This window comes from Chitinophaga sp. MM2321 (assembly GCF_964033635.1).
In the GTDB taxonomy this organism is placed as follows: domain Bacteria; phylum Bacteroidota; class Bacteroidia; order Chitinophagales; family Chitinophagaceae; genus Chitinophaga.
Genome location: NZ_OZ035533.1, coordinates 4,635,963 through 4,658,780, shown reverse-complemented (window position 1 = coordinate 4,658,780; position 22,818 = coordinate 4,635,963). Strand labels below are relative to the sequence as shown.

Here is a 22,818-nt window from a genome sequence, read left to right as displayed (position 1 = left end):
GATTATAAATTCAATAAACTATCCATCGGCACCATGCGTGGGGCTATCCGGATACCATCGCGGATATTACGCACACCTTCACATACAATGCGTTCACCTGGTTCGAGACCGGATTCAACGATGTAGAAATGTGAGAAGCGGGCCTGCGGAACAAAGTTTCTCATCTTCACATTGTTGGCTGCATCTACGATGAAAACATAGTTTTTATCCTGCATTTCAAACACTGCTTTTTGTGGAATGATCACGGCGTTATCCATATCGGTTGTGAGGCGAACCTTTCCGCTGGCGCCATGTTTAAGCAATTTGGCCGGATTGGGAAAACGGGCGCGGAACGCAATAGAGCCGGTGTTTTCCTCAAATTCACCTTCCATGGTTTCTATCTTTCCTGCATAATTATAATCACTGCCATCAGCGAGAATCAGCTGCACATGGTTATAGCTGTTATCTCCGCTGGATACGGCTTTACTATACTGCAAATATTCTGTTTCTGATACATTGAAATAAGCATATACATCCCGTGTATCCGATACCGTAGTAAGCAAGGTGCCCTCGTTGATCAGGCTTCCTTTCTTCAGGGGAATACGGTCTATGATGCCATCGAAAGGTGCGCGGATACTGGTGTATGACAGGCGCATTGCCGCATTGCTTTCAGCGGAGCGGGCTTCATCTATTTTTGCATGAGCGGCTGCGAGGCGGGCAGTGGCCACTTCGAGTTCGGAAGCAGCGATCACTTTTTTCTCTACCAGCATTTTTACACGCTCCAGTTCCAGTTCAGCAGATTTTGATTCGGCTACAACGCTGCTCAGTACTGCTTTTGCTTTGGCCAGTTCTGCACGGTATTCCGCATCATTGATACCGAAAAGCAGTTGTCCTTTTTTTACCTCCTGTCCTTCATCAATAAATATTTTATCCAGGAAACCATTTACGCGGGCACGTATTTCTACATTTTGTACCGCCTGTATATCCGTTACATAGGAGCGGTGCAGCAATGTATCCATGGCTACCAGCTTTGTTACGGGTAATGATTTCAGCTCTTCATTGTTTAAACTTTCTCCTTTGGTGGCGCATCCAGCCATAAAAAGAGCGATCAGTGATGTAAGAATCCCTGTATATTGACGCATAGAAATAACATATTACTCCCGGTAGCACCGGGAAAAGTGAATACAACACAAAGCGATCCCCTTCCCGCTATGGTAGCGGAAATGGTGGTCATCTTTCTAAAAAATTAAATTAAAAAAACGGGTGGTGGAGCATACTCAGAACGGGGTAAACCGGAAGAGGAAGGTATAGTAGGCTGGCAGAAATGCTTTCTGCTGGCCATACTCGCCGGTTTTGTTCTCCTGTATATAACAACTTTGCGCAAAGTTATAACTATCAATATAAGCAACGCGTGTAGCAAGACTGAATTGCTGGGAAGAAGCAGTCAGGTAATAACGTGTTTTACGCCGGTGCTTAGTAGTGTGTATTACTTCCGGTACATCTGCATCATCTGCTTCTACCTGAACGGGGATTCTTGTCAACAGGTTTTGCAGGTAATCCTGCGTTGCCATTTCGAGCGTAATCTCGTGCAACATCAGGTGACGATGGGCCGCAAAAGCGGGCACTATAGTGCTTCCCAGCTGTGTTAACAGCAGGATGCAGACATAGGTCCATCGTTTCCATATATGTTTGCGCTCGCTCATGAAGATGCAAAAGTAATTTTTTATTGCGTTTTCTGGTGATAAGTTTTTGTTATCATTTTGTTTAAATTGATGACCGGTAAAAAGAAAAAGGGTTGACCTTTTGGGGTCAACCCTACCACGCTGCACAGGATTGAATTGTTAACTATTTAATTGCCTGCATGGCAGATTTTGCTGCATTGATGGTAGCATCCAGTTCTTCGGTGGTGAGTGCATTGCACATGAACCAGCTTTCGAAGGCGGATGGCGGCAGATAAACACCACGTTCCAGCATGGCATGGAAGAAGTGTCTGAATAATTCGTTATTGGCTGCGGAAGCACCCGTAAAATCGATAATAGGATATTCGGTAAAGTGTACGCTCAACATAGACCCCAGGTTATTGATCTGGTGTACGAGTCCGGCGGCGCCAAATGCTTCCCGGAGGCCATTCACGAGGTAGCTGGCTTTTTCTTGCAGCTGCTGGTAAATAACAGGATTGTCGTTCAGTGTTTTCAGCAATGTATAACCGGCAATCATCGCAATGGGATTACCACTTAAAGTGCCTGCCTGGTATACTTTTCCGGCGGGAGCCAGGTGTTCCATGATTTCTCTCGGACCGGCTACTGCGCCTACAGGCATGCCGCCGCCAATGATCTTACCAAAGGTCACCAGGTCTGCTTTAATACCCAATAATTCCTGGGCGCCGCCTCTTGCCAACCGGAAACCGGTCATCACTTCATCGAAGATGAGGAGGATACCATTTTCATTGCATATTTCACGCAATCCTTCCAGGAAGCCCGGCTGTGGCAGGATACAGCCCATGTTACCGGCTACAGGTTCTACGATAATGGCTGCAATCTGATCCGGGTTGTCTGCTATCAGCTGTGCTACAGCAGGCAGGTTATTATAAGGTGCAGCCAGCGTATCATCGGCCACACTGGCCGTTACGCCGGGTACAGACTGGATGCCCAGCGTGGCAACACCGCTGCCGGCGCTTACCAGGAAAGCATCCGCATGCCCATGATAACAACCTTCAAATTTGATGAACTTATTACGGCCGGTATAACCTCTTGCCAGCCTGATGGCTGTCATGCAGGCTTCCGTGCCGGAATTCACCATCCGTATCATATCGATGTTGGGCACCATGCCCACAATCAGTTCTGCTATTTTTGTTTCCAGTTCTGTAGGTGCGCCAAAAGAAGTGGAGTAGGTGGCGTATTCCTGGATAGCTTTTACCACCGGCTCATAAGCATGGCCGAGGATCATGGGGCCCCAGGAGTTGATGTAGTCTATATATTTGTTGCCATCTACATCATACATATATGCGCCCTGCGCACGTTGCATAAATACGGGTGTGCCGCCTACGCTTTTAAATGCACGTACGGGAGAGTTAACACCGCCGGGGATTACCAGCTTTGCTTTCCCGAATAACATTTCACTTTTGCTGTACATCCTGGATTAGTTTGAAAATTTGTGATTTAAAGATTTAGCAATTTTACGGCATCTTTTGCAAAGTAAGTAGCGATCAGATCCGCGCCTGCGCGTTTAATGCTGGTCATGCTTTCGAGGATCGCTTTATTTTCATCGAGCCAGCCCATTTTTGCCGCTGCCTTGATCATGGCATATTCGCCACTTACATGGTAAGCACTAACGGGGATGGTTGTACGATCTTTCAGGATACGCATAATATCAAGGTAAGCCATCGCAGGCTTTACCATTACGATATCCGCACCTTCTTCAATATCCATTAATGTTTCCTTGATAGCTTCGCGGGAGTTGGCGTAGTCCATCTGGTATGTTTTTTTATCGCCGAAGCCGGGAGAAGAATCCAGCGCATCACGGAATGGACCGTAAAAACAGGATGCATATTTGGCGCTGTAAGCCATAATACCTGTTTTATCGAAACCATTTTCTTCCAGGATGTTACGGATCGCCAGGATGCGGCCATCCATCATATCGCTGGGGGCCACAAAGTCGGCGCCCGCCTGTGCATGACTGAGACTCATACGTGCCAGCACTTCTACGGTAGGATCGTTTACGATTTCCGTACCATCCACAATACCGTCATGACCATAAGAAGAATACGGGTCAAGGGCTACGTCTGTCATCACCACCATTTCCGGAATCGCATTTTTGATACCGCGGATAGTGCGCTGCATCAGTCCATCCGGATTAACGGCTTCTGTTCCTTTATTATCTTTAACACTATCCGGTGCTTTCACAAACAATAAAACACTTTTGATCCCCATGCTCCACAATTCCTTTGCCTCTTTAATAGTGAGGTCTAAAGAATACCTGAAATATCCGGGCATAGAACTGATCTCTTCCTGCACATTCTCTCCTTCCGTAACAAATAAAGGCGCAATAAAATCGCTTGGCTTTAATACGGTTTCTGCTACCATTGCACGAATGGCGGGAGACACTCTTAAAATTCGGTTCCTTCTTATCATGATGTATTTACGAATTTTGTGATTTACGAATTTTGCGATTTTGTTTTGACTAAATTGTCTTTGGCCGTCTTATCAGTTGCATTAAAAATTAAAACTAATTCTGTTGCTTCTTTTAATAAATGATCTGCCGAAGATGCTGTTACAATTTTTGTTTCTTTCAAAATCTCCAACCAGTATAATGATTCGTCTGCTTCTTCGAGTACAACTTTTATTTGTAAATAAAATCTACTCTTGATTTTGCCCTGCAGGCCGCCCTATAATTAGCTCCTACACTGCCAGCAGAACGAATTAATTGTTTTGCTATTTCGAATGCTGCCGCATTTCTTGGTAATTTTTCACATAGCTGAATGATGGCTATATGAAATTTCTTTGTTCTATCCTGTAAATGATATTTATCCATGTTTCGGGTATGGTGGGTTAACAAATTCTTATCTTGATAAATTTATCAAATTTATCTTCACCAATCAAATCCCAACATTCCAAAACCAGAAAATCAATAAATTCAAAATCCCCCAATCCCAAATATTTATCCCCTTTCAATCATCCCCAAAATCCGAAAATCAAAAAATCAAAAAATCCCTAAATATTTATCCAGTCTCTCGGCTTCAGGAATTCCACCAGTTGCGCTTCGGGACTGCCTGCTTCCGGATGGAAGTCGTATTCCCAGCGGGCTACGGGCGGCAGGCTCATTAAGATGGATTCTGTGCGGCCATTGGTTTTTAGACCAAATAAAGTGCCTCTGTCGTGAATGAGATTGAACTCAACATAACGTCCACGTCTATACGCTTGCCAGCTTCTGTGGGCAGCTGTGTAGGGGATGTCTTTTGTTTTTTCTACCAGTGGCAGGTATGCTTTCAGGAATGCCTTGCCATTGGCTGTGGAAAAGTTTAACAACTCCGCTGCGCTTTTGTTTTCATCGGGGCGGAGGTAGTCATAAAAGATGCCGCCTATGCCGCGTGCTTCGTTGTTACGGTGTTTGTTGACAAAATATTCATCGCAATGTTTTTTATACCTGGGATACAGTTCTGTGCCGAAAGGGTCACAGGCATCTTTGAACATCTGGTGAAAATGACGGCCATCTTTTTCTTCCAGGTAGTAGGGCGTGAGATCTGCGCCACCACCAAACCAGCTGTCTTTCAGTGTTCCATCCTGGTCGTACAATTCAAAGTAACGGAAGTTAGCGTGTACGGTGGGTACAAACGGATTCAAAGGATGGATCACCAAAGAGATGCCACAGGCCATGAAGGTACTGTTGGTAACACCAAATTGCTGTGCCATGGCTTCGGGAAGTACACCGTGTACAATGGATGTACTGACGCCGCCTTTTTCAAACACGGCGCCATCCGCTATTACGCGGGATTTTCCACCGCCACCACCGGGACGTTCCCAGATATCTTCCCGGAAACGCGCCTTGCCGTCTATGTTTTCCAGCGCCCCGCATATTTCATCCTGGAGGCTGTGTATAAATGCTATGAAATCGTTTTTAATGCTCATGGTTATATTAGCCGTGTGCTTTAACTGTTTCTACAAATGCTCTCGCATGATCTGCCGATACATTTGGTAAAATACCGTGGCCCAGGTTAGCAATATAACGCTGCCTGCCAAAGCCTTTCAGCATTTCCTTTGTGGCCTTTTCTATTTCAGGAATAGGCGCCAGCAATTTAGCCGGATCAAAGTTACCTTGTAATGTAATGTTACTGCCGGCAAACTGACGTGCCAGTTCAGGTTTGATACACCAGTCGATCCCCAGTCCGTGCGCGCCGGTAGCGGCCATGTCTTCCAGTGCAAACCAGGCACCTTTTGCAAACACGATGGTAGGACAAACATCCTTCATCGCGGCCACTATCTGGCGGATGTATTGTAAAGAGAATATTTCGAAATCCTTTGGACTGAGTAAACCGCCCCATGAGTCAAATATCTGTACGGTGTCGGCGCCTGCGGCTACCTGTGCTTTCAGGTAGGCGATGGTGGTATCGGTGATCATTTGCAACAATTGATGTGCTACTGCCGGTTGCTGATAGCAGAATGCTTTTGCTTCATCAAATGTTTTGGAACCTTTTCCCTGTACCATGTAGCAGAGTAATGTCCAGGGGGCGCCACCAAAGCCGATCAGCGGCACGCGGCCGTCGAGTGTCTTTTTGGTGAGCTGCAGGGCTTCAAATACATAATGTAACCTTTCCTGTACATCTGGAACGCATAAACGTTGTAAGTCGTTTGCATTTTTGATCGGATCGGGGAGCAGGGGACCTATCTTTTCTATCAGTTGTACTTCCATGCCCATGGCCTGTGGTACTACCAGGATATCGGAAAAGATGATGGCTGCATCTACACCTACCTGATCAACAGGCATTACGGTTATTTCAGTAGCCAGTTCAGGATTTTCGCAGCGTTCAAAGAACGTATATTTATCACGTAGTTTGATATAATCCGGTAAATAGCGGCCTGCCTGACGCATCATCCATACGGGGGTGCGGGATACAGTTTCACCTTTAAGGGCTTTTAGCAATAAATCGTTCTTCAATGCGCTCATTCTTTGCAGTTAATGTTGTTAAAATATAATATAGCTGTTTGCACCATGCTATCCTCGCTGGTAGCGGTGCTCATAATGATCTTGCCGGTGGTATTGCCCTGCAGGGAATCCGCGGTGGTAGTGCCGATAGCAAAACAAACTGTTTTGCCGGGAAGCCTGTTTGCCGACAGGTAACTCTTTACGGCACTGGGACTGAAAAACATAATCCCGTCATAATCGCCGTTTGTGATAACCGGCGTGGGAATGTTTTCATAAATCACATATTCGTGAACGTTAATACCTGCTGCTTTCAATATGCCTGGTAGTTCATCTCTCCGCTGATTGCCACAAAAGAAACTTACTTCGTGTATGCTTCCCAGTTGTATCATGGCAGTTGCAAGGTCTTTACCATAAGAAGCTTCCGCGAGGATAGTACAATCCGGGAAGGCTTTTTCTACGGCCTGTTTTGTGTTGCCGCCGATGCAGCATACCTGTGCGCGGGGAACCATGATGGAATGCCAGCCTGCAAGGTATCCTTCCGCCAGTATTTCTACTGCTTTGGCACTGGTGAATACCATTATCCTGCCGACGGCTGTATCCCTGTTTTCATATAGTGCCGGTAGCAGCAGTGGTCTTATCTGTATAAATTCCTGTACATCTATATCAATACCATTAGCGCCAGCCGCAGCTATTGAGCTGTCTGTAAGAGGTCTGGTACATAATATGCGGTATTTATCATTTGACATTTCTGATCTGTGCTACTATTTCAGCGCCGCCTTGTGCCATGATTTCATGTGCAGCAGCTTCTCCGAGTCCTGTTGCTTCGTCCAGCGGAACTTCGCGGGAGATGCTGAAAAACTTTGATCCATCCAGGCTGCAAAGCTCACCGCTAAAGTGTAAGGTACTGTTTATTATCTGTGCATATGCGCTGATAGGGGTGGTGCATCCGCCCATCAGGGTGCGCAGGAATGCGCGTTCTATTTGTGTTGCCAGGGCTGTATCTGCGTGATTAAATGGTGCGCAGGCTTCTCTGCAAAAAGTATCGTCTTCCCTGCACACGGCTACTACTGCGCCTTGTGCGGGAGCAGGCAGCATCCAGTCCAGATCTATGGAAGTAGCGGGGCGTACCTGGATTCTTTCCAGGCCAGCTACGGCGAAGATAGCGCCATCCCAGTTTTCTTCGGCCAGTTTGCGGAGACGTGTATTTACATTACCACGCAGGTTATGCAGTTGGTGATGCGGGTATTTGCGCAGCCATTGGGCTTTGCGGCGTACACTGCTGGTAGCAATATTGGCCACATAGTCCGGCTGATCCAGGAAATCGGTAGTTGTTTTATATACCAGCAAATCCTTTACAGGACCGCGTTCCAGTATAGCGGCATGTACAATTTGTGGGGGTAATTGTGTGGGAACATCTTTGAAAGAATGCACCGCAATATCTATACGGTTATTCAGTAGTGCCAGGTCCAGGCTTTTTGTGAAGATGCCCTGTACACCTATTTCATACAATGGTGTAACCAGGTCAATATCGCCTTCGCTTTTAATAGGCACCAGTTCTGTGCGGTATCCCTGTGCGGTCAGCAGGTTATTTACCTGGTGCGCCTGCCAGAGTGCCAGCTGGCTTTCTCTCGTACCTATCCTGATAACTTTTTCCATTGTTGTTAGTCCTGATTAACTCCTGTCTCGAAAATATCATTGATCATAGCGATGTACTGGTCACTCTTGTCAGTTTCCTTCCGTACTTTTCCTGCCATGAGATTGATCATCTTTTGAATGATCCGGGAAGATACCTGTTCTATATCTTCCATTTTATAGTTGGCGCCGTTTTTCTGCTGTTGTATTTCGCGCATATGTATTTCGTGCAGTTTTTCCTTTACGGCTTTCAGCACGACTGCATGTTTACGCATTTTGTACCAATAGAGGAACTCGGTCATATGTTCTTCTATGATGGCTATTGCCTTGGGAACCTCGCCCAGCCTGTTTTGCAGGGTTTCATCCTGTACTTTCGACAATTCATCTACATTCACCAGTGATATATGTGCCAGCTCACCAACGGCTGCTTCCACATTGAAAGGAATAGACAGATCGATGATAAGTTTGGGAGATGAATGGGTGAGATGATGTGCCAATACTGTTGGCTGTGGCGCGTTTGATGCAACAAGGATCACATCTGCCGACTGGATTTCGTTCACCATATTTTCATAAGGTGCAAACTGTAATCCGTGTTCGCTGGCAAATGCTGCTGCTACCTGCAAGGTGCGGTTAATGAGGGTGACCTCTTTTACGCCCAGGTATTCGATCATGTTTTTGCAGGTATTACGGCCTATTTTGCCCACACCCAGCAATACAATTTTCTTATCCCTGATATCGGGGCATTTGCGTTCCAGCATGCGTACGGTTGCAAATGCTACGGATACCGTGCCTTTGCTAAGACCCGTTTCTGTTTTAATGAGCTTAGAAACCTGCAATACACTATTGATCAGTCTTTCCAGGAAACTACCCAGGCAAAGCTGTGCTTTGGCAAATTTTGCGGCATTGCGTATCTGTCCGATGATTTCGTAGTCGCCCAGTATTTGTGAGTCGAGGCCGGTGCCAACCTGGTAAAGATGCCTGATTGCTTCTTCACCGGATTTGGTATAGGCCATTTCTTCCAGTTGTTCCCGGTCGCCGTTGGATTCCCTGCAAAGGAGGTCCATCAGCTCGCGGGGATTCCCTGCGAAACCATATATTTCTGTTCTGTTACAAGTGGAAAGTACAAAGAGATCGTCTAATTGCACAGTCCTGGCATGCTCCAGGAGGTGTTGGTATTGGGCCGGATTAATGGCGTATAATCCCCTGATAGCAGCGTCTGTTTTCTTATAGTTGATGCCAACGATATGAAAATTTGCTATTTCTTTTGAATGACTGACCTGCATGTTCTTATATAAAGCTTCCGGCTGCAAAAATACTTGCATACACCGCAAACAAAGGCTTTCAGCTGTCATTAGTTGGTCATTTCTCCTACTGGTAATCAATACGATGAAAAAATGATTTTTATCAGGTTTTGCGGATAGTACGTTTAAGTAGGATGATTTACACGAATATACGAAAAGAAGCAGTGAATCATTACAAACACATGACATAACCGGCGGGCGGCAGGCACACGCAGTTTGCAAAAGAGTTTTTTGTGTAATTAAGTTTTTACTTTTGCATCAATTTATAAAGCACATGGTATCTAAATCTGATGTTGGAATAATTTTGATGAACCTGGGCTCGCCGGATACAACGGCAGTACCGGATGTGAAGCGTTACCTGAATGAATTTCTGATGGATAAGCGCGTGATCGATTATCCGTGGTTGTTTCGGAAGATATTGATTGAAGGTATCATTGTTCCGAAACGTGCCGCACAATCCGCCAAGGCATATGCCTCTGTATGGTGGGATGAAGGCTCTCCACTGGTAGTGCTTACGAAACAATTACAAATGGCGGTACAGCATGATATGGACATTCCGGTGGAAATGGCCATGCGTTATGGCAATCCGCATCCGGAAGTGGCTTTTGAGAACCTGCTGAAGCAAAATCCTGATCTGAAGGAAGTGATTCTGCTGCCGTTATATCCGCATTATGCCATGTCTTCCTACGAAACAGCGGCAGAATATGCCAAAGAGATCTACAAAAAGAAGCATTATAAATTCAAGTTATCGCTGATACCACCGTTTTACGATGAGCCTGATTATATCAATGCCCTGACGGAAAGCATGCGTCCATACCTGCAACAGGAGTACGATTACATCCTGTTCAGCTATCATGGTTTACCGGAAAGACATATGCGTAAAGCAGATATCACCGGTAATCATTGTATGAAGGTGGCAGATTGTTGTCATGTTAAATCTCCCGCGCACGCGCATTGTTATCGGCATCAGATTACCGTTACTTCTGAGCTGGTAGCCGAAAAACTGGGATTACCCAAAGAGAAATGGGGTATTTCCTTCCAGTCGCGCCTGGGCCGCGAAGAATGGCTGAAGCCTTATACAGCCGGCCTGTTGGAAACATTGCCGAAAGAAGGAATAAAGAAACTGCTGATCGTATGTCCGGCCTTTGTTTCTGACTGCCTGGAAACACTGGAAGAAATTGCGGTAGAAGGAAAGCATTCCTTCCTGAGCAGCGGTGGTGATAGTTTTACGATGATCCCCTGTCTGAATATTCATCCGTTGTGGGTAAAGGCTGTTGTGAAGTATTGTAACCAGATCATACAGAAATAGATAACCGTATCATATGCCGCAAGAACCCGTTTTGATCATTGGCGCCGGTATTTCCGGGCTGAGCATCGCTTATGAGCTGCAAAAGCAGCAGGTGCCCTACCTGTTGATGGAAGCTGAAAGCTCTACGGGTGGCGTGATACAGTCGATCCATAAAGACGGTTTTGAGCTGGATGCAGGACCTAATTCACTCGCGGCATCACCGGAAACCTTGCAGTTTATCAGGGAGCTGGGATTGGAAAGTGACATATTGCAGGCATCAGCAGTTAGTAAAAACCGTTATCTCGTCAGGAATAACCAGTTACATCCTGTTTCCCCGCACCCATTGAAAATACTGGGTTCTCCGTATTTAAGCGGTAAAAGCAAATGGCGGCTGTTTACAGAGCGTTTCCGTAAACCAGTGCCGGCAGCAGAAGAGGAGACCGTTACCGCTTTTGTTACCAGGAGATTTAATAAAGAGATTGCCGATTATGTATTTGATCCGGTATTGTCGGGTATTTATGCTGGTAATCCTGATCTGATGAGCATCAACGAGGTATTGCCTGCGCTGCCGCGCTGGGAGCGGGAATACGGTAGTGTTACCAAAGGACTGATGAAAGATAAGGCGGCTATGGGCGGGCGGAAGATCATCAGTTTTAAAGGAGGCAACCAGTTGCTCACGACGCGTTTGCAGGAAATATTACATACACCGGTACGATTAAATTGTACCGTTAAAAATATAGCCGTTGCCGCAGCAGGATATGCGGTAGCGTATGAAGAAAATGGCGTGCCTGCTACTTTGCAGGCCAGCCAGGTGGTATTTGCTATGCCTGCTTACCGCACTGCAACCACAATTGCCCCGCTGGACGCCACTACGGCGGCGTTGCTACAGGAAGTACATTATCCGCGTATGGGCGTATTACACCTGGGTTTCGAGGCAAGCGCCATGCAACAGCCGCTGGAAGCTTTTGGCTTCCTCGTACCGAATGCGGAAAAGATGCATTTCCTCGGTGCTATCTGTAATTCGGCCATCTTTCCACAAAAAGCCCCGCAGGGGAAAATATTACTGACTGTTTTTTTAGGCGGCGCCAGACAGGAACAACTGTTTGATCAGTTGGGTGAAGAAGGGCTGCAACAGCAGGTGCTGCGCGAAATACAATCGCTGCTGGGATTATCAGCACCACCGGTTATGCAGCATTTCAGTTGCTGGCATAAAGCAATTCCGCAACTGAATACCGGGCATGCAAAGTTGCGTGTGGCAGTAGCAACCTTTGAAAAAAAATACCCTGGTCTGCATCTCAGTGGTAATTACCTCCAGGGGGTGGCTATACCTGCGCTGCTCCAGCATGCAGCTGCATTGGCAGCCATGCTGAAGAAAAATTAATCGCGAAAAATATCCTATTGTTGGCGTTTTTTCTTTAAATTTCGATATAAATTTCCACCAGATGATTGCAGGAGTTTTGAAAGAAAAAAACAACGAAACCAGGGTTTCCTTAGTCCCTGAAGTAGTCAGGCAATTACAGCAAATGTCGGTGACCGTGTGGGTGGAGCAGGGAGCTGGTGCAAATGCTTATTATAACGATGACGCCTATATGCAAGCAGGCGCTTTAATAAAAAATACGGCTGAAATCCTGTCACAGGCAGATGTTATCTTCACACTACAACCCCCTTCCAGAGAGCTTATAGACCAGATTCCTGCCGGTAAGATCATTATCGGGATGTTGCAACCCCTGTATCGTGTGGGTGAAGTGGAATACTGGGCTTCCAGGAATATCACAGCTTTCAGTCTTGATACTATTCCGCGTACTACCCGTGCGCAGGTGATGGATGTACTGAGTTCACAGGCAAATATTGCCGGTTATAAGGCGGTATTGCTGGCAGCGTATAGCTATTCCCGTTATTTCCCTATGCTGATGACAGCAGCCGGAAGTATTGCACCTGCCAAAGTGCTGATCCTGGGCGCCGGTGTGGCTGGCCTGCAGGCCATTGCTACTGCACGCCGCCTGGGCGCAGTGGTGGAAGTATTTGATACCCGACCGGCAGTAAAGGAAGAAGTGATGAGCCTCGGCGCTAAATTTGTGGAGGTAGACGGCGCCGCAGATGCTTCTGCCGCAGGCGGTTACGCAGTGGAACAAAGCGAAGCATACCAATTAAAACAACAACAGAAAATAGCGGAAAGCATTGCAAAAGCAGATATTGTGATCACCACCGCACAGATCCCCGGAAAAACAGCGCCGGTGCTGATTACCCAGCCTATGCTGGATCAGATGCGCGCCGGATCTGTTATTGTTGACCTGGCCGCTGCTACCGGTGGTAACACCAGCGTGACCAAAAATGATGAAACGGTGGATTATCATGGCGTTGCTATTATCGGCAATTCCAACCTGCCTGCTTCCATGCCGGCAGATGCCAGCAAGCTGTATGCAAAAAATGTTTTCAATTTTCTGAAACTGATCATCACAAAAGAAGGTGGTCTGCACCTGGATTTTGAAGATGATATTGTGAGCGGTGCCTGTATCACACACAAGGGTGAAATCGTGAACGACCGCGTGAAAGGCTTGATGCAGCTGGCATAAATGCCTGTTGACTTTGATTGAACGACGCATAAAAATATCCGGCTATATGGAACATCTGTTATCTTTTCTGCATCAGCATATTGAGTTGATCTATATCGTTATCCTATCCATTTTTTTAGGCGTAGAAGTCATTTCCCGGGTTCCTTCTGTATTGCATACCCCGCTGATGAGCGGCGCCAATGCGATTCATGGTGTTGTTATTATCGGCGCTATCATTGTAATGGGGAAGGCGGAACCTGATAACTACCTGGCGCTGATCCTGGGCTTTTTAGCGGTGATTCTGGGTACAATCAATGTGGTAGGTGGTTTTGTGGTAACAGACCGTATGCTGGAAATGTTCAAAGGCAAGAAGAAGTAACCGTTAGCGGTATCAGCTAACCACTAACAGCTCATAGCTAAAAGCGCAATAATATGGCATCCAGCATTTTATCCATTATCTACCTGATCGGCTCTGTTACATTTATTCTCGGACTAAAGATGTTGAGCAAACCCGATACTGCCCGCAAAGGCAATCTGATAGCGGCAGCCGGTATGACGCTGGCTATTCTGGGTACCATCTTTCTTTATCAAACAAACGGTAAGCATTTACATAATTACGGATGGATAGCCGCTGGTTTACTCATTGGTAGTGTGATCGGCGTAATGTCGGCGAAAAAAGTGAAGATGACGGCTATGCCGGAAATGGTGAGTATGTTTAATGGCATGGGAGGGGCCTGCGCGGCATTGATATCCATCGTGGAATTTAATCACCTGATTCATAAAAACTTTTGGGAAAATCTGTCTGCTACCTCACCGGAAGGGACTTTGAATAATTTATTGAAGCAGTTGATCCATTCCGGTAGCGATGAATTTGGGCGCACACTGGCCATGAACCTGCATACCGACTTACGGGGAGAGCTGCTGATCATTCTTCTTGGCCTGATCATCGGCGCTGTTTCTTTTGCAGGAAGTGTGATTGCATGGGGAAAACTCAACGGCAGCATCCGGGATTTTTCTTTCAAAGGACAACATGTAGTGAACCTTCTTGTGATGGCAGGTGTATTAATTGGTGGCATTGCTTTAATGATGATCATCAACGATAAAGCAGCCATAACAACCAGCAACACAGCACAGGAAAGCGGCCAGCTGCTTACTTTGAACCTGGTTTTTTATGCGGTGCTGTTTTGCTCCCTGGTATACGGGATATTGTTTGTGTTGCCCATTGGTGGTGCAGATATGCCCGTAGTGATTTCCCTGCTCAATTCTTTTACCGGCGTAGCGGCGGCCTGTGGCGGGTTTTTGTATGATAACCCGGTGATGCTTACAGGTGGTATTCTCGTTGGTTCTGCGGGCACGATCCTCACCATCCTCATGTGTAAAGCCATGAACAGGTCACTCAAAAATGTATTGATTGGTTCATTTGGCGGCGCAAAAGCTGCGGCTGCCGCGGGAAAAGAACAAGGATTATATAAAGAAATCAGTTTGCCGGATGCGGCGGTGGTACTGGCCTATGCACATAAAGTGATGATTGTGCCGGGATATGGATTGGCGGTAGCACAGGCCCAGCATGCCTGTCATGAGTTGGAGAAACTCCTGGAAGACAAGGGCGTGGAAGTGAAATATGCGATCCATCCTGTTGCAGGGCGTATGCCCGGACATATGAATGTATTGCTGGCGGAAGCGGATGTGCCCTATGAAAAATTACTGGAGATGGAAGACGCCAATGCGGAAATGCCCACAACAGATGTGGTGCTGATCCTGGGCGCCAATGACGTGGTGAATCCGGCGGCAAAGAATGACCCATCCAGCCCCATTTATGGTATGCCCATCCTGGAGGTGGAAAATGCAAAAATGGTGATTGTGAATAAACGTAGTATGAAACCTGGTTACGCAGGTATAGAGAACGATTTATTTTTTCAACCAAAAACTTCCATGCTGTTTGGCGATGCCAAACAGGTGCTGCAACATCTGGTGGCAGAAATTAAACAAGTATAAGTACCTTTTCGGTGCCTGTAAAGCTGTGTAAGCAGCAAAGATTGCAAAGATTTTACTATTTTCTTTTGCGACCTTTACTGCCTGTGCTGTTTTGCGGGCACTTTTTTTTATTTTTGTAGCACCTTGCCGTGTTGCATGTTGCCTGACCGTATGCACAACTACTATCTGAATGCCTGCCTTATTTTGAAAGATATTTCCAGGAGATGAAAAATATCCTGTTGCTGTTTATTCCTGCGCTGATTGCTTATGAAATGCGCTGCCAACGAGTGTTTGATGTGTGCCATGCAGGGAGCTGCGTATGCAGGCTCAAACAACAAAAAGCAGGTTTCTCCGTTTGTTTTATTAAATAAAATTGTCAATTTTAACGCATATATTCGTTGCCCGAAATAGTATAAACAGAGTTAGTATGGTAAAATCGATTCTATCAATTGCCTTGTTTGGTTTGAGTGCAGGAGTGGTGAAAGCACAGGACACGCTACAGGTACAGGGAACCTCACCGGCTCTTTACGTATCCCACACCGTGAAGAAGGGAGAAAATTTTTATAGCCTGAGCCGTGCTTACGGCATTCCCCCCAAAGAAATTGCTACCGCCAACAAGGTAACTATGGACCAGGGATTACAACTGGGTCATACACTACATATTCCGTTGACCACCGCCAATTTTTCTCAGAAAGCAAATGCTGTAGGTAAACCGGTATATCACAAAGTAGCCGATAAAGAAACCTTATATCGTGTAAGTGTCAACTTCAACAAAGTGCCGCTGGACAATATCCGGCATTGGAATAACTTCCAGGGCGACGGCTTGAAAAAAGACAGTTACATTATTGTGGGATTTCTGAAAGGTGCTGGTGGTACACCTGCACAACCTCGCACAGAAGTGGCGAAACAGGAAACGAAGATAGTGGAACCTATCAGCGAACCTATTAGTGCACCGGTGGCAGATACGCCTAAGAGAGAAGTCGTGAAAGTAGTGAAAAAGGAAGCAGAAGAACGGCCGGTAACTGATACCCAGGAATCAATACCTGCGCCGGCACCAGCAGCACCAACACCAACACCGGTAGCCAGTGCCAGCAGCGACTTTGAACAGATCTATGAGCAGCAAACAAATGGCGGCAAGAAAACCACTTCTGAAAAAGGACCTGGTACCTGGTTCAAAAGCAATGCAGTAGGTAAGTATTACGCACTGCATAACACCGCACCCCGTGGCACGATCATTAAAGTAACAAATCCCCTGAACGGTAAAGCTATTTATGCAAAAGTGTTGGATGTAATTCCGCAGATGAAATCCAATGCCGGCCTGATCATCAAACTGAGCGACAGCGCCATGCAGGCTTTAGGCAGCAATGAAACGAGGTTTTATTGTGAACTGAACTACGACCGGGATTAACCTGATTTTTTAAAAAAAGTAACCTGGTTGATTAATGAAGATATCATTCATTACTTAACCAGGTTTTTTTTATCAATTTGAGTCTGGTCTGTGCCCTCTCAGAAATGCCCCTATATCCATTCTCTTCTTGCCTTCCAGCTGTATTTCGTCGAGATGCAGGTACCCATCCGGGGTGGCTATTTTCATAAACGTTTTATGGTCTGTATCAAATTCACCGGGCGCCTTTGATGGGGTGATATGTTCTTTATGCGCTTTGTAGATCTTCAGGTTTTTGCCCTGGAAGGTAGTCCAGGCAGTGGGATAGGGACTTAAACCCCGTACGAGATTATACACTTTGTCCAGTGGTTGCTGCCAATCGATCTGACACGTTTCCTTGAAGATCTTGGGGGCGTGTTTAATATCTTCGGGGCTGATAGCTGCCTGTGGTGTTTCTTTTACCTCTCCGGCGGCAATAGCCTGTACCGTTTTTAATAATAGTCTGGCCCCGGTTTGCATGAGGCTATCATGGAGTTCGCCGGCGGTTTCATCTTCCCGGATCTCTACGCTATCATTGAATAAAATATCGCCGGTATCAATTTCGTGTTGCAGTTTGAAGGTGGTGACACCGGATGTTGTTTCACCATTGATGATAGCCCAGTTAATAGGAGCGGCTCCCCGGTAGTTGGGCAACAGGGAAGCATGTACATTAATGGTGCCTTCCGGGGGCATATTCCATACTATTTCTGGTAGCATACGGAAAGCTACTACCACCTGCAGATCGGCTTTCAGGGCGGCCAGTTCGGCTATGAACGCAGGATTTTTCAGTTTCTCCGGTTGCAAAATATGTAACCCCTTGCTCACCGCATATTTTTTCACGGCGCTTTCCTGTAGCTGTAATCCTCTGCCGGCGGGCTTGTCGGGTGCTGTGATCACACCTACTATGTTGAATCCGTTTTGCACCAATATATCCAGGGACGCTACTGCAAAATCAGGCGTGCCCATAAAAACAATCTTGAGATCTTTCGTCATAGGATGCAAAAATAATGAGGTTTATTAATACAGCAGGTATTTTGCACGGATCTCTTTAAACTTTGCCAATCCTGGCTCCCAGGTTTTACGGATTTCTTTTTCAGACATTCCCTTTTTAATCTGTTGTTGCAATTGTGCGTTGCCGGCGAGTTTATTAAAAAAGTTATTAAAGAATTTATCTTTCTCCGGGAATAACCGGTAGGCTTCCAGCAGCCATTTAATTTCCATCCGGCGGCCTTTTTCCGGGGTAGCTTCCGGGGCATTGCTCAGGTCAAAGCCGTAACACAGCTGATCTTTCAGTGGTGGGTTTTTCGCGCCTGCTACGCTGCGTGGCGTGAATGAAAACCCTTGCTTTGGAAATCCGGGCGCACCAAATAGCTGGAAAGGCTTGTCTGTACCACGACCCAGGCTTACATTGGTGCCTTCAAAAAAGCAGAGGGAAGGGTAGAGATTGATCGCTGCCATGTTGGGTAAATTGGGCGAAGGGCGTACCGGTAAACGGTAAAAGGTGTTGTGGGTATAGTTTTCACAAGGGATCACTATGATATTGCAGGGAACGCCGTTTTTCAGCCAGCGTTCTCCATTCAGCAGTTGCGCATATTCTCCTACCGTCATACCATGTACTACTGGTATGGGTTGCATGCCTACGAAGGAGCGGAAAGCGGTATCAAGAACGGGGCCGTCCACATAATCACCGTTGGGATTAGGGCGGTCGAGGATGAGTAATGTTTTATTATTTTCTGCGGCAGATTCCATTAGTTCCTGAAGAGAGGAAATGTATGTATAGAACCGCGTGCCTACGTCCTGGATATCAAAAATGAGGATATCTACATCCTGTAGATCGGCTGTGGTGGCTTTTCGGTGCTGACCATACAATGATACTACCGGCAGGCCGGTATGGGCATCGGTGCTGTTGCCTACTTTTTCGCCGGCGTCGGCATTCCCCCGGAAGCCGTGCTCCGGGCTAAAGATCTTCTGAATCTTCACCTGTAATTTCAGCAGGGAATCTACGAGATGTGTATTACCAATAGTCGCGGTCTGGTTGACCAGCAAGGCCACGCGCTTATTTTTCAGCAGTGGCAGATAGCGGCTTGTTTGTGCTGCGCCGGGAACCACGTTGGCGGAATATTGCGCCTGTGCAGCCGGAACCAGGAAACAAATAAGTGTGCAAATAAAGAGGATACGGTTCATGCCATTAAGATACATTAAAACCTGTACGGGGTGCAGGAAAAAGTGTTTGATTCTCGTCTGTTTTAGTATCTTGCACGGAATTATTAACACTAAACAATTAATTTTTATGCAAGCTGTTAAAAACGGGGATACAGTGAAGGTGCATTACCATGGCCGTTTAACGAATGGAACTACCTTTGATTCTTCTGAAGGTAGAGCTCCGTTGGAGTTCCAGGTAGGTGCTGGTATGGTTATCAAAGGTTTTGAGAATGGTGTGCTTGATATGAAGATCGGCGACAAGAAAACCATTCATATCCCTGTTGATCAGGCATATGGTCCCAAGAACGAAGAAATGATCATGGATTTTCCAAAAGAAAATATCCCGGCTGATCTGAAACCGGAAGTTGGTATGGAGTTGCAGATGAGCAACCCTGAAGGCCAGGTTTTCCAGGTAAAAGTAGCTGCTATCGGATCAGAATTTATCACCCTGGATGCTAACCATCCTTTGGCTGGTGAAGAACTGGTGTTCGACCTTGAACTGGTTGAGATAGGATAAAAATTTAGGGATTTTTTGATTTACGAATTTAGGAATTTAGAAATGCAGCGGAGATATAATTTTGTGATTTTTTTCATATGTTGATCTTTGCTGCATTTCTAAATTCCTAAATTCGTAAATCAAAAAATCCCTAAATATTTATTGCTGTCGGTTTCTTGTTTTCGTCTATCGCTACAAATGTAAAAGTACCGCTGATAGCCTTCTCTCGGTGATTCAGGTACATCTGCTCTACAAATACATCTACTTCTACTTTCAGGCTACTATTACCTACGTGTACAACTGTTCCCACCAGTTCAATAATGGTTCCGTGTGGTATCGGTTTCTTAAAATCAATCTTATCGGATGATACGGTTACGGTGCGCATCCTGGTAAAACGGGTGGCCGTAATAAACGCTACTTCATCCATCAGGGCCATAGCGGTACCGCCGAATAAGGTGTCGTAATGATTAACTGTATTGGGAAATACGGCTTTAAATATCCGTGTAACGGAATTGGCAATCTGTTCTTCGTAGGCCATAATATTTTTTTATGATGATGTATCCGGCAACTGGCAGGTTGCCTTCATTTCGCGTAAACAATCTGCACAAAGACAACCACTATACTGCTGCCCGATGAAGGTACGTTCTTCTGCGGTTAATGGAACATCCCTGCACTGGCAGTGGTGGATATCATCTACGCGGCATTCAAAGCTACGATGACAACGGGGACAGGAAGCATTGGGTTCGTACGAAAGCATAGTGCAAAATTACGGATCACACCGCTGATTAAACACATCCATCTGTTTTAATCAGCGGTGTGATTTGTAATGAGTTTAACCCGGTTGCAGTTCAACAGAAAACTCTTTCCGGACCTTAGCCGCTGCCAGCACCATGTTACGCAAGGCCATTTCCGTTTCCGGCCATTTCCTTGTTTTGAGGCCACAGTCGGGATTTACCCAGATGTTGCGTGGAGGCAGGAGCTGGGCTGCTTTGTGTAGTAGCTTTTCCATTTCCGCTACACCGGGTACACGTGGAGAGTGAATATCATATACGCCGGGACCCGTTTCATTCGGGTAGCGGAAGTGCGCAAACGCTTCCAGCAGCTCCATTTGTGAGCGGGATGTTTCGATGGTGATAACATCTGCATCCATGGCGGCGATGTGTTCTATGATATCATTGAATTCTGCATAGCACATGTGGGTGTGGATCTGCGTTTCATCTTTTACGGGGCTCACGGCCAGTTTGAATGCCTGTACGGATTGCTCCAGGTACGCCGCCCGCGGGGCTTTCCGGAGGGGGAGCCCTTCACGCAGCGCAGGTTCATCTACCTGGATAATACCGATACCGGCATCTTCCAGGTCTTTCACTTCATCACGGATGGCCAGTGCGAGCTGGAAGGCTGTCTGCATACGGGGTTGATCGTTGCGGACAAAAGACCATTGCAGAATCGTGATCGGACCGGTGAGCATACCTTTCACCGGCTTGGTGGTGAGCGACTGTGCATAGCTGCTCCAGGCTACTGTCATGGGTTGCGGGCGTTGTACATCACCATAAATGATAGGTGGTTTTACACAACGGGAGCCATAGCTCTGTACCCAGCCATGTTGTGTAAAGGCAAATCCCTGTAGTTGTTCCCCAAAATATTCCACCATATCATTCCGTTCAAATTCGCCATGTACCAATACATCCAGGCCCAGTGCTTCCTGCCAGTGAATGGCTTCGGTAATAGCGGTGCGTATGTCTGCATCATATTTTTCCGGTGAGATATTTCCCTTTTTAAGATTCGACCGGAGCTGCCGTATTTCTACAGTTTGCGGAAAAGATCCGATGGTCGTAGTAGGGAATAAAGGCAGCTGCAGCAAGGCATGTTGCAGTGATTGCCGTGCCGGGAAAGGCTGTCTGCGCGTCAGGTCGTCGTCCGTAATATTTTTCATACGCGCCTTTACTGCGGGGATATGTATACCTGCGGACGTTTGACGGCTGTTCATCACCTCCCTGTTTTCCTGTAGCAGTGTTGTGTTGCCGGAGAGAATTTGTTTTAATGCCACCACTTCTCCTACCTTCTGTTGAGCGAAGGCCATCCATTGTTTGATCTCCGGGTGCAGGGTTGTTTCATCGTCCAGGTTATACGGACTATGCAACAGGGAGCAGGAAGTGGCCAGTAGTATGCGTTCTGTGCCGATGGCCTGTATCGCTTGCTGTAATAAGGCAATGGAATGGGTGAAGTCATTTTTCCAGATATTGCGGCCATCTACTACGCCCAGTGAGAGCTGCATGGTTTCCGGCAGGGCTGCCAATACCGTATCCAGTTGTTCCGGAGCGCGTACCAGGTCAATATGCAGTGCCTGTACCGGCAGCTCTGTAACCAGGCTGGTATTGTCTTCCAGGCCACCGAAGTAAGTGGTCAGCATTATTTTCAACTGGGGCAATGCGGTATTGATGGCCGTATAGGCGGTGTTGTAAAGTGCTTTGGTGCCTGGTTCCAGGTCTGTTACGAGGGATGGCTCATCCAGTTGTACCCATTCCGCACCGGCTTCATAAAGTTCGGTGAACAGCTGGATGTATACTGGCAGGAGTCGCTCCAGTAGCAGGTTGTGGGTGAGCGTGGCGGATTTTATTTTACCGCTTAAAATATAGGTAACCGGACCAATGAGTACGGGTTTGGTCAGGATGCCAAGACTGCGGGCTTCTTTAAATTCATTCAGGCACTTGCGGGATTGAAGGGCATAAGTCTGCACTTCTTCAAATTCCGGTACGAGGTAATGATAGTTGGTATCAAACCATTTGGTCATTTCCAGGGCGATAATATCGAAGCCGTTTTTCTGGTAACCCCTTGCCATGGCGAAATATAGTTCCAGGCAGCCGGGGGTGACGAGTGTTTGTTGCAGCTCTCTGAAACGGGTAGGGATCACTCCAAGTGCCAGGCTCATATCCAGTACCTGGTCATAAAACGAAAAATCGTTGGAAGGTATCAGGTCGATGCCTGCCTCCTGTAAAGTCTGCCAGTTTTGTTTTCGTAGCTGCCTTGCCGTTAGTTCCAGCCTTTCCAGTGATATTTTTCCTGTCCAGTAGTTTTCGCAGGCCTTTTTCAGTTCCCGCTGGCTGCCAATCCGGGGGTAGCCAGGAATGTTTGTGCGCATATATAGGATGGTTTATTATTCTGTACAAACCTATCATTATAATACCTTTGTTCGATATAACTAACAAAATTTGGTGTTTTGTCTTAGTTTTATCTGTAAAAAAAGAAAATATTACTTTTAAGATACTGTGGGAGACGGTAAAACAGCATATTCTACGGCAGAAGTGTACATGCGTTTTTTCCTTACGTTTGCA

The 22,818-nt window shown here is 46.5% G+C and carries 21 protein-coding genes and 1 pseudogene; 7 read left to right on the top strand and 15 right to left on the bottom strand.

Annotated features, from left to right (window positions below):
- Positions 1-2: 2 nt before the first annotated feature.
- The 10 genes and pseudogenes from ABQ275_RS17935 to hemA form a co-directional block, all read right to left on the bottom strand.
- The gene (locus ABQ275_RS17935; RefSeq protein ID WP_349314529.1) at positions 3-1,121 is read right to left on the bottom strand and encodes an efflux RND transporter periplasmic adaptor subunit; all 1,119 of its coding nucleotides are present in this window, start codon (positions 1,119-1,121) and stop codon (positions 3-5) included.
- Positions 1,122-1,256: 135 nt separating this feature from the next.
- Positions 1,257-1,682: a hypothetical protein gene (locus ABQ275_RS17930; protein ID WP_349314528.1), complete on the bottom strand. Its 426-nt coding sequence runs from the start codon at positions 1,680-1,682 to the stop codon at positions 1,257-1,259.
- Positions 1,683-1,824: 142 nt separating this feature from the next.
- Positions 1,825-3,111: a glutamate-1-semialdehyde 2,1-aminomutase gene (hemL, locus tag ABQ275_RS17925; protein WP_349314527.1), complete on the bottom strand. Its 1,287-nt coding sequence runs from the start codon at positions 3,109-3,111 to the stop codon at positions 1,825-1,827.
- Positions 3,112-3,137: 26 nt separating this feature from the next.
- Complete coding sequence (gene hemB, locus ABQ275_RS17920) at positions 3,138-4,109, bottom strand: porphobilinogen synthase (protein ID WP_349314526.1); 972 nt, start codon at positions 4,107-4,109, stop codon at positions 3,138-3,140.
- A 23-nt stretch (positions 4,110-4,132) separates the two neighbouring features.
- Positions 4,133-4,509 (bottom strand): annotated as a pseudogene (locus ABQ275_RS17915) (four helix bundle protein).
- A 179-nt stretch (positions 4,510-4,688) separates the two neighbouring features.
- On the bottom strand, positions 4,689-5,603 hold the full coding sequence (gene hemF / locus ABQ275_RS17910; RefSeq protein ID WP_349314525.1) for an oxygen-dependent coproporphyrinogen oxidase: 915 nt from the start codon (positions 5,601-5,603) through the stop codon (positions 4,689-4,691).
- Positions 5,604-5,610: 7 nt separating this feature from the next.
- Positions 5,611-6,639, bottom strand: a complete 1,029-nt coding sequence (gene hemE / locus ABQ275_RS17905) for a uroporphyrinogen decarboxylase (protein WP_349314524.1) — start codon at positions 6,637-6,639, stop codon at positions 5,611-5,613.
- Positions 6,636-7,364, bottom strand: coding sequence for a uroporphyrinogen-III synthase (locus ABQ275_RS17900; protein WP_349314523.1), 729 nt, complete (start codon positions 7,362-7,364; stop codon positions 6,636-6,638). Before ABQ275_RS17900 ends, hemE begins: the two co-directional genes overlap by 4 nt.
- Positions 7,354-8,274 (bottom strand): hydroxymethylbilane synthase, encoded by a 921-nt coding sequence (hemC, locus tag ABQ275_RS17895; RefSeq protein WP_349314522.1) that lies wholly within the window; start codon positions 8,272-8,274, stop codon positions 7,354-7,356. Before hemC ends, ABQ275_RS17900 begins: the two co-directional genes overlap by 11 nt.
- A 5-nt stretch (positions 8,275-8,279) precedes the next feature.
- A complete protein-coding gene (gene hemA / locus ABQ275_RS17890; protein WP_349314521.1) occupies positions 8,280-9,572 on the bottom strand; it encodes a glutamyl-tRNA reductase in 1,293 nt (430 codons plus the stop codon).
- Positions 9,573-9,825: 253 nt separating this feature from the next.
- On the opposite strand from hemA, the gene hemH reads away from it, so the two are divergent.
- The 6 genes from hemH (at position 9,826) to ABQ275_RS17860 (ending at position 16,773) form a co-directional block, all read left to right on the top strand.
- A complete protein-coding gene (gene hemH, locus ABQ275_RS17885) occupies positions 9,826-10,860 on the top strand; it encodes a ferrochelatase (RefSeq protein ID WP_349314520.1) in 1,035 nt (344 codons plus the stop codon).
- A 13-nt stretch (positions 10,861-10,873) separates the two neighbouring features.
- Entirely contained in the window at positions 10,874-12,220 is a 1,347-nt protein-coding gene (gene hemG / locus ABQ275_RS17880) for a protoporphyrinogen oxidase (protein WP_349314519.1), read from the top strand.
- A 61-nt stretch (positions 12,221-12,281) separates the two neighbouring features.
- Positions 12,282-13,412, top strand: a complete 1,131-nt coding sequence (locus ABQ275_RS17875; RefSeq protein ID WP_349314518.1) for a Re/Si-specific NAD(P)(+) transhydrogenase subunit alpha — start codon at positions 12,282-12,284, stop codon at positions 13,410-13,412.
- Positions 13,413-13,458: 46 nt separating this feature from the next.
- Positions 13,459-13,770 carry an NAD(P) transhydrogenase subunit alpha gene (locus tag ABQ275_RS17870; RefSeq protein WP_349314517.1) on the top strand — a complete coding sequence of 104 codons (312 nt, stop codon included), beginning with the start codon at positions 13,459-13,461 and terminating at the stop codon, positions 13,768-13,770.
- Between the two features lie 53 nt (positions 13,771-13,823).
- Complete coding sequence (locus ABQ275_RS17865) at positions 13,824-15,386, top strand: NAD(P)(+) transhydrogenase (Re/Si-specific) subunit beta (RefSeq protein WP_349314516.1); 1,563 nt, start codon at positions 13,824-13,826, stop codon at positions 15,384-15,386.
- 406 nt (positions 15,387-15,792) lie between these two features.
- The gene (locus tag ABQ275_RS17860) at positions 15,793-16,773 is read left to right on the top strand and encodes a LysM peptidoglycan-binding domain-containing protein (protein WP_349314515.1); all 981 of its coding nucleotides are present in this window, start codon (positions 15,793-15,795) and stop codon (positions 16,771-16,773) included.
- Positions 16,774-16,845: 72 nt separating this feature from the next.
- Here the strand turns inward: ABQ275_RS17860 and fmt are convergent, their stop codons facing one another.
- Both fmt and ABQ275_RS17850 read right to left on the bottom strand, forming a co-directional pair.
- On the bottom strand, positions 16,846-17,781 hold the full coding sequence (gene fmt, locus ABQ275_RS17855) for a methionyl-tRNA formyltransferase (protein WP_349314514.1): 936 nt from the start codon (positions 17,779-17,781) through the stop codon (positions 16,846-16,848).
- A 24-nt stretch (positions 17,782-17,805) separates the two neighbouring features.
- Positions 17,806-18,972 (bottom strand): DUF1343 domain-containing protein, encoded by a 1,167-nt coding sequence (locus ABQ275_RS17850; RefSeq protein WP_349314513.1) that lies wholly within the window; start codon positions 18,970-18,972, stop codon positions 17,806-17,808.
- Between the two features lie 106 nt (positions 18,973-19,078).
- Between ABQ275_RS17850 and ABQ275_RS17845 the strand changes: the two genes are divergently transcribed.
- Complete coding sequence (locus ABQ275_RS17845) at positions 19,079-19,507, top strand: peptidylprolyl isomerase (protein ID WP_349314512.1); 429 nt, start codon at positions 19,079-19,081, stop codon at positions 19,505-19,507.
- A 130-nt stretch (positions 19,508-19,637) separates the two neighbouring features.
- Here ABQ275_RS17845 and ABQ275_RS17840 read toward each other — a convergent pair whose 3' ends face one another.
- From ABQ275_RS17840 to metE, 3 genes are all read right to left on the bottom strand, one after another.
- Positions 19,638-20,024 carry an acyl-CoA thioesterase gene (locus ABQ275_RS17840; RefSeq protein WP_349314511.1) on the bottom strand — a complete coding sequence of 129 codons (387 nt, stop codon included), beginning with the start codon at positions 20,022-20,024 and terminating at the stop codon, positions 19,638-19,640.
- Between the two features lie 9 nt (positions 20,025-20,033).
- Positions 20,034-20,243 (bottom strand): cysteine-rich CWC family protein, encoded by a 210-nt coding sequence (locus ABQ275_RS17835; protein ID WP_349314510.1) that lies wholly within the window; start codon positions 20,241-20,243, stop codon positions 20,034-20,036.
- Between the two features lie 75 nt (positions 20,244-20,318).
- Positions 20,319-22,625 carry a 5-methyltetrahydropteroyltriglutamate--homocysteine S-methyltransferase gene (metE, locus tag ABQ275_RS17830; protein WP_349314509.1) on the bottom strand — a complete coding sequence of 769 codons (2,307 nt, stop codon included), beginning with the start codon at positions 22,623-22,625 and terminating at the stop codon, positions 20,319-20,321.
- Between the last annotated feature and the right edge of the window lie 193 nt (positions 22,626-22,818).

Coding starts and splice junctions, on each gene's coding strand:
- ABQ275_RS17935 (WP_349314529.1), bottom strand. CDS start 1,121: ATGCGTCAATATACAGGGATTCTTACATCACTGATCGCTCTTTTTATG.
- ABQ275_RS17930 (WP_349314528.1), bottom strand. CDS start 1,682: ATGAGCGAGCGCAAACATATATGGAAACGATGGACCTATGTCTGCATC.
- hemL (WP_349314527.1), bottom strand. CDS start 3,111: ATGTACAGCAAAAGTGAAATGTTATTCGGGAAAGCAAAGCTGGTAATC.
- hemB (WP_349314526.1), bottom strand. CDS start 4,109: ATGATAAGAAGGAACCGAATTTTAAGAGTGTCTCCCGCCATTCGTGCA.
- hemF (WP_349314525.1), bottom strand. CDS start 5,603: ATGAGCATTAAAAACGATTTCATAGCATTTATACACAGCCTCCAGGAT.
- hemE (WP_349314524.1), bottom strand. CDS start 6,639: ATGAGCGCATTGAAGAACGATTTATTGCTAAAAGCCCTTAAAGGTGAA.
- ABQ275_RS17900 (WP_349314523.1), bottom strand. CDS start 7,364: ATGTCAAATGATAAATACCGCATATTATGTACCAGACCTCTTACAGAC.
- hemC (WP_349314522.1), bottom strand. CDS start 8,274: ATGGAAAAAGTTATCAGGATAGGTACGAGAGAAAGCCAGCTGGCACTC.
- hemA (WP_349314521.1), bottom strand. CDS start 9,572: ATGCAAGTATTTTTGCAGCCGGAAGCTTTATATAAGAACATGCAGGTC.
- hemH (WP_349314520.1), top strand. CDS start 9,826: ATGGTATCTAAATCTGATGTTGGAATAATTTTGATGAACCTGGGCTCG.
- hemG (WP_349314519.1), top strand. CDS start 10,874: ATGCCGCAAGAACCCGTTTTGATCATTGGCGCCGGTATTTCCGGGCTG.
- ABQ275_RS17875 (WP_349314518.1), top strand. CDS start 12,282: ATGATTGCAGGAGTTTTGAAAGAAAAAAACAACGAAACCAGGGTTTCC.
- ABQ275_RS17870 (WP_349314517.1), top strand. CDS start 13,459: ATGGAACATCTGTTATCTTTTCTGCATCAGCATATTGAGTTGATCTAT.
- ABQ275_RS17865 (WP_349314516.1), top strand. CDS start 13,824: ATGGCATCCAGCATTTTATCCATTATCTACCTGATCGGCTCTGTTACA.
- ABQ275_RS17860 (WP_349314515.1), top strand. CDS start 15,793: ATGGTAAAATCGATTCTATCAATTGCCTTGTTTGGTTTGAGTGCAGGA.
- fmt (WP_349314514.1), bottom strand. CDS start 17,781: ATGACGAAAGATCTCAAGATTGTTTTTATGGGCACGCCTGATTTTGCA.
- ABQ275_RS17850 (WP_349314513.1), bottom strand. CDS start 18,972: ATGAACCGTATCCTCTTTATTTGCACACTTATTTGTTTCCTGGTTCCG.
- ABQ275_RS17845 (WP_349314512.1), top strand. CDS start 19,079: ATGCAAGCTGTTAAAAACGGGGATACAGTGAAGGTGCATTACCATGGC.
- ABQ275_RS17840 (WP_349314511.1), bottom strand. CDS start 20,024: ATGGCCTACGAAGAACAGATTGCCAATTCCGTTACACGGATATTTAAA.
- ABQ275_RS17835 (WP_349314510.1), bottom strand. CDS start 20,243: ATGCTTTCGTACGAACCCAATGCTTCCTGTCCCCGTTGTCATCGTAGC.
- metE (WP_349314509.1), bottom strand. CDS start 22,625: ATGCGCACAAACATTCCTGGCTACCCCCGGATTGGCAGCCAGCGGGAA.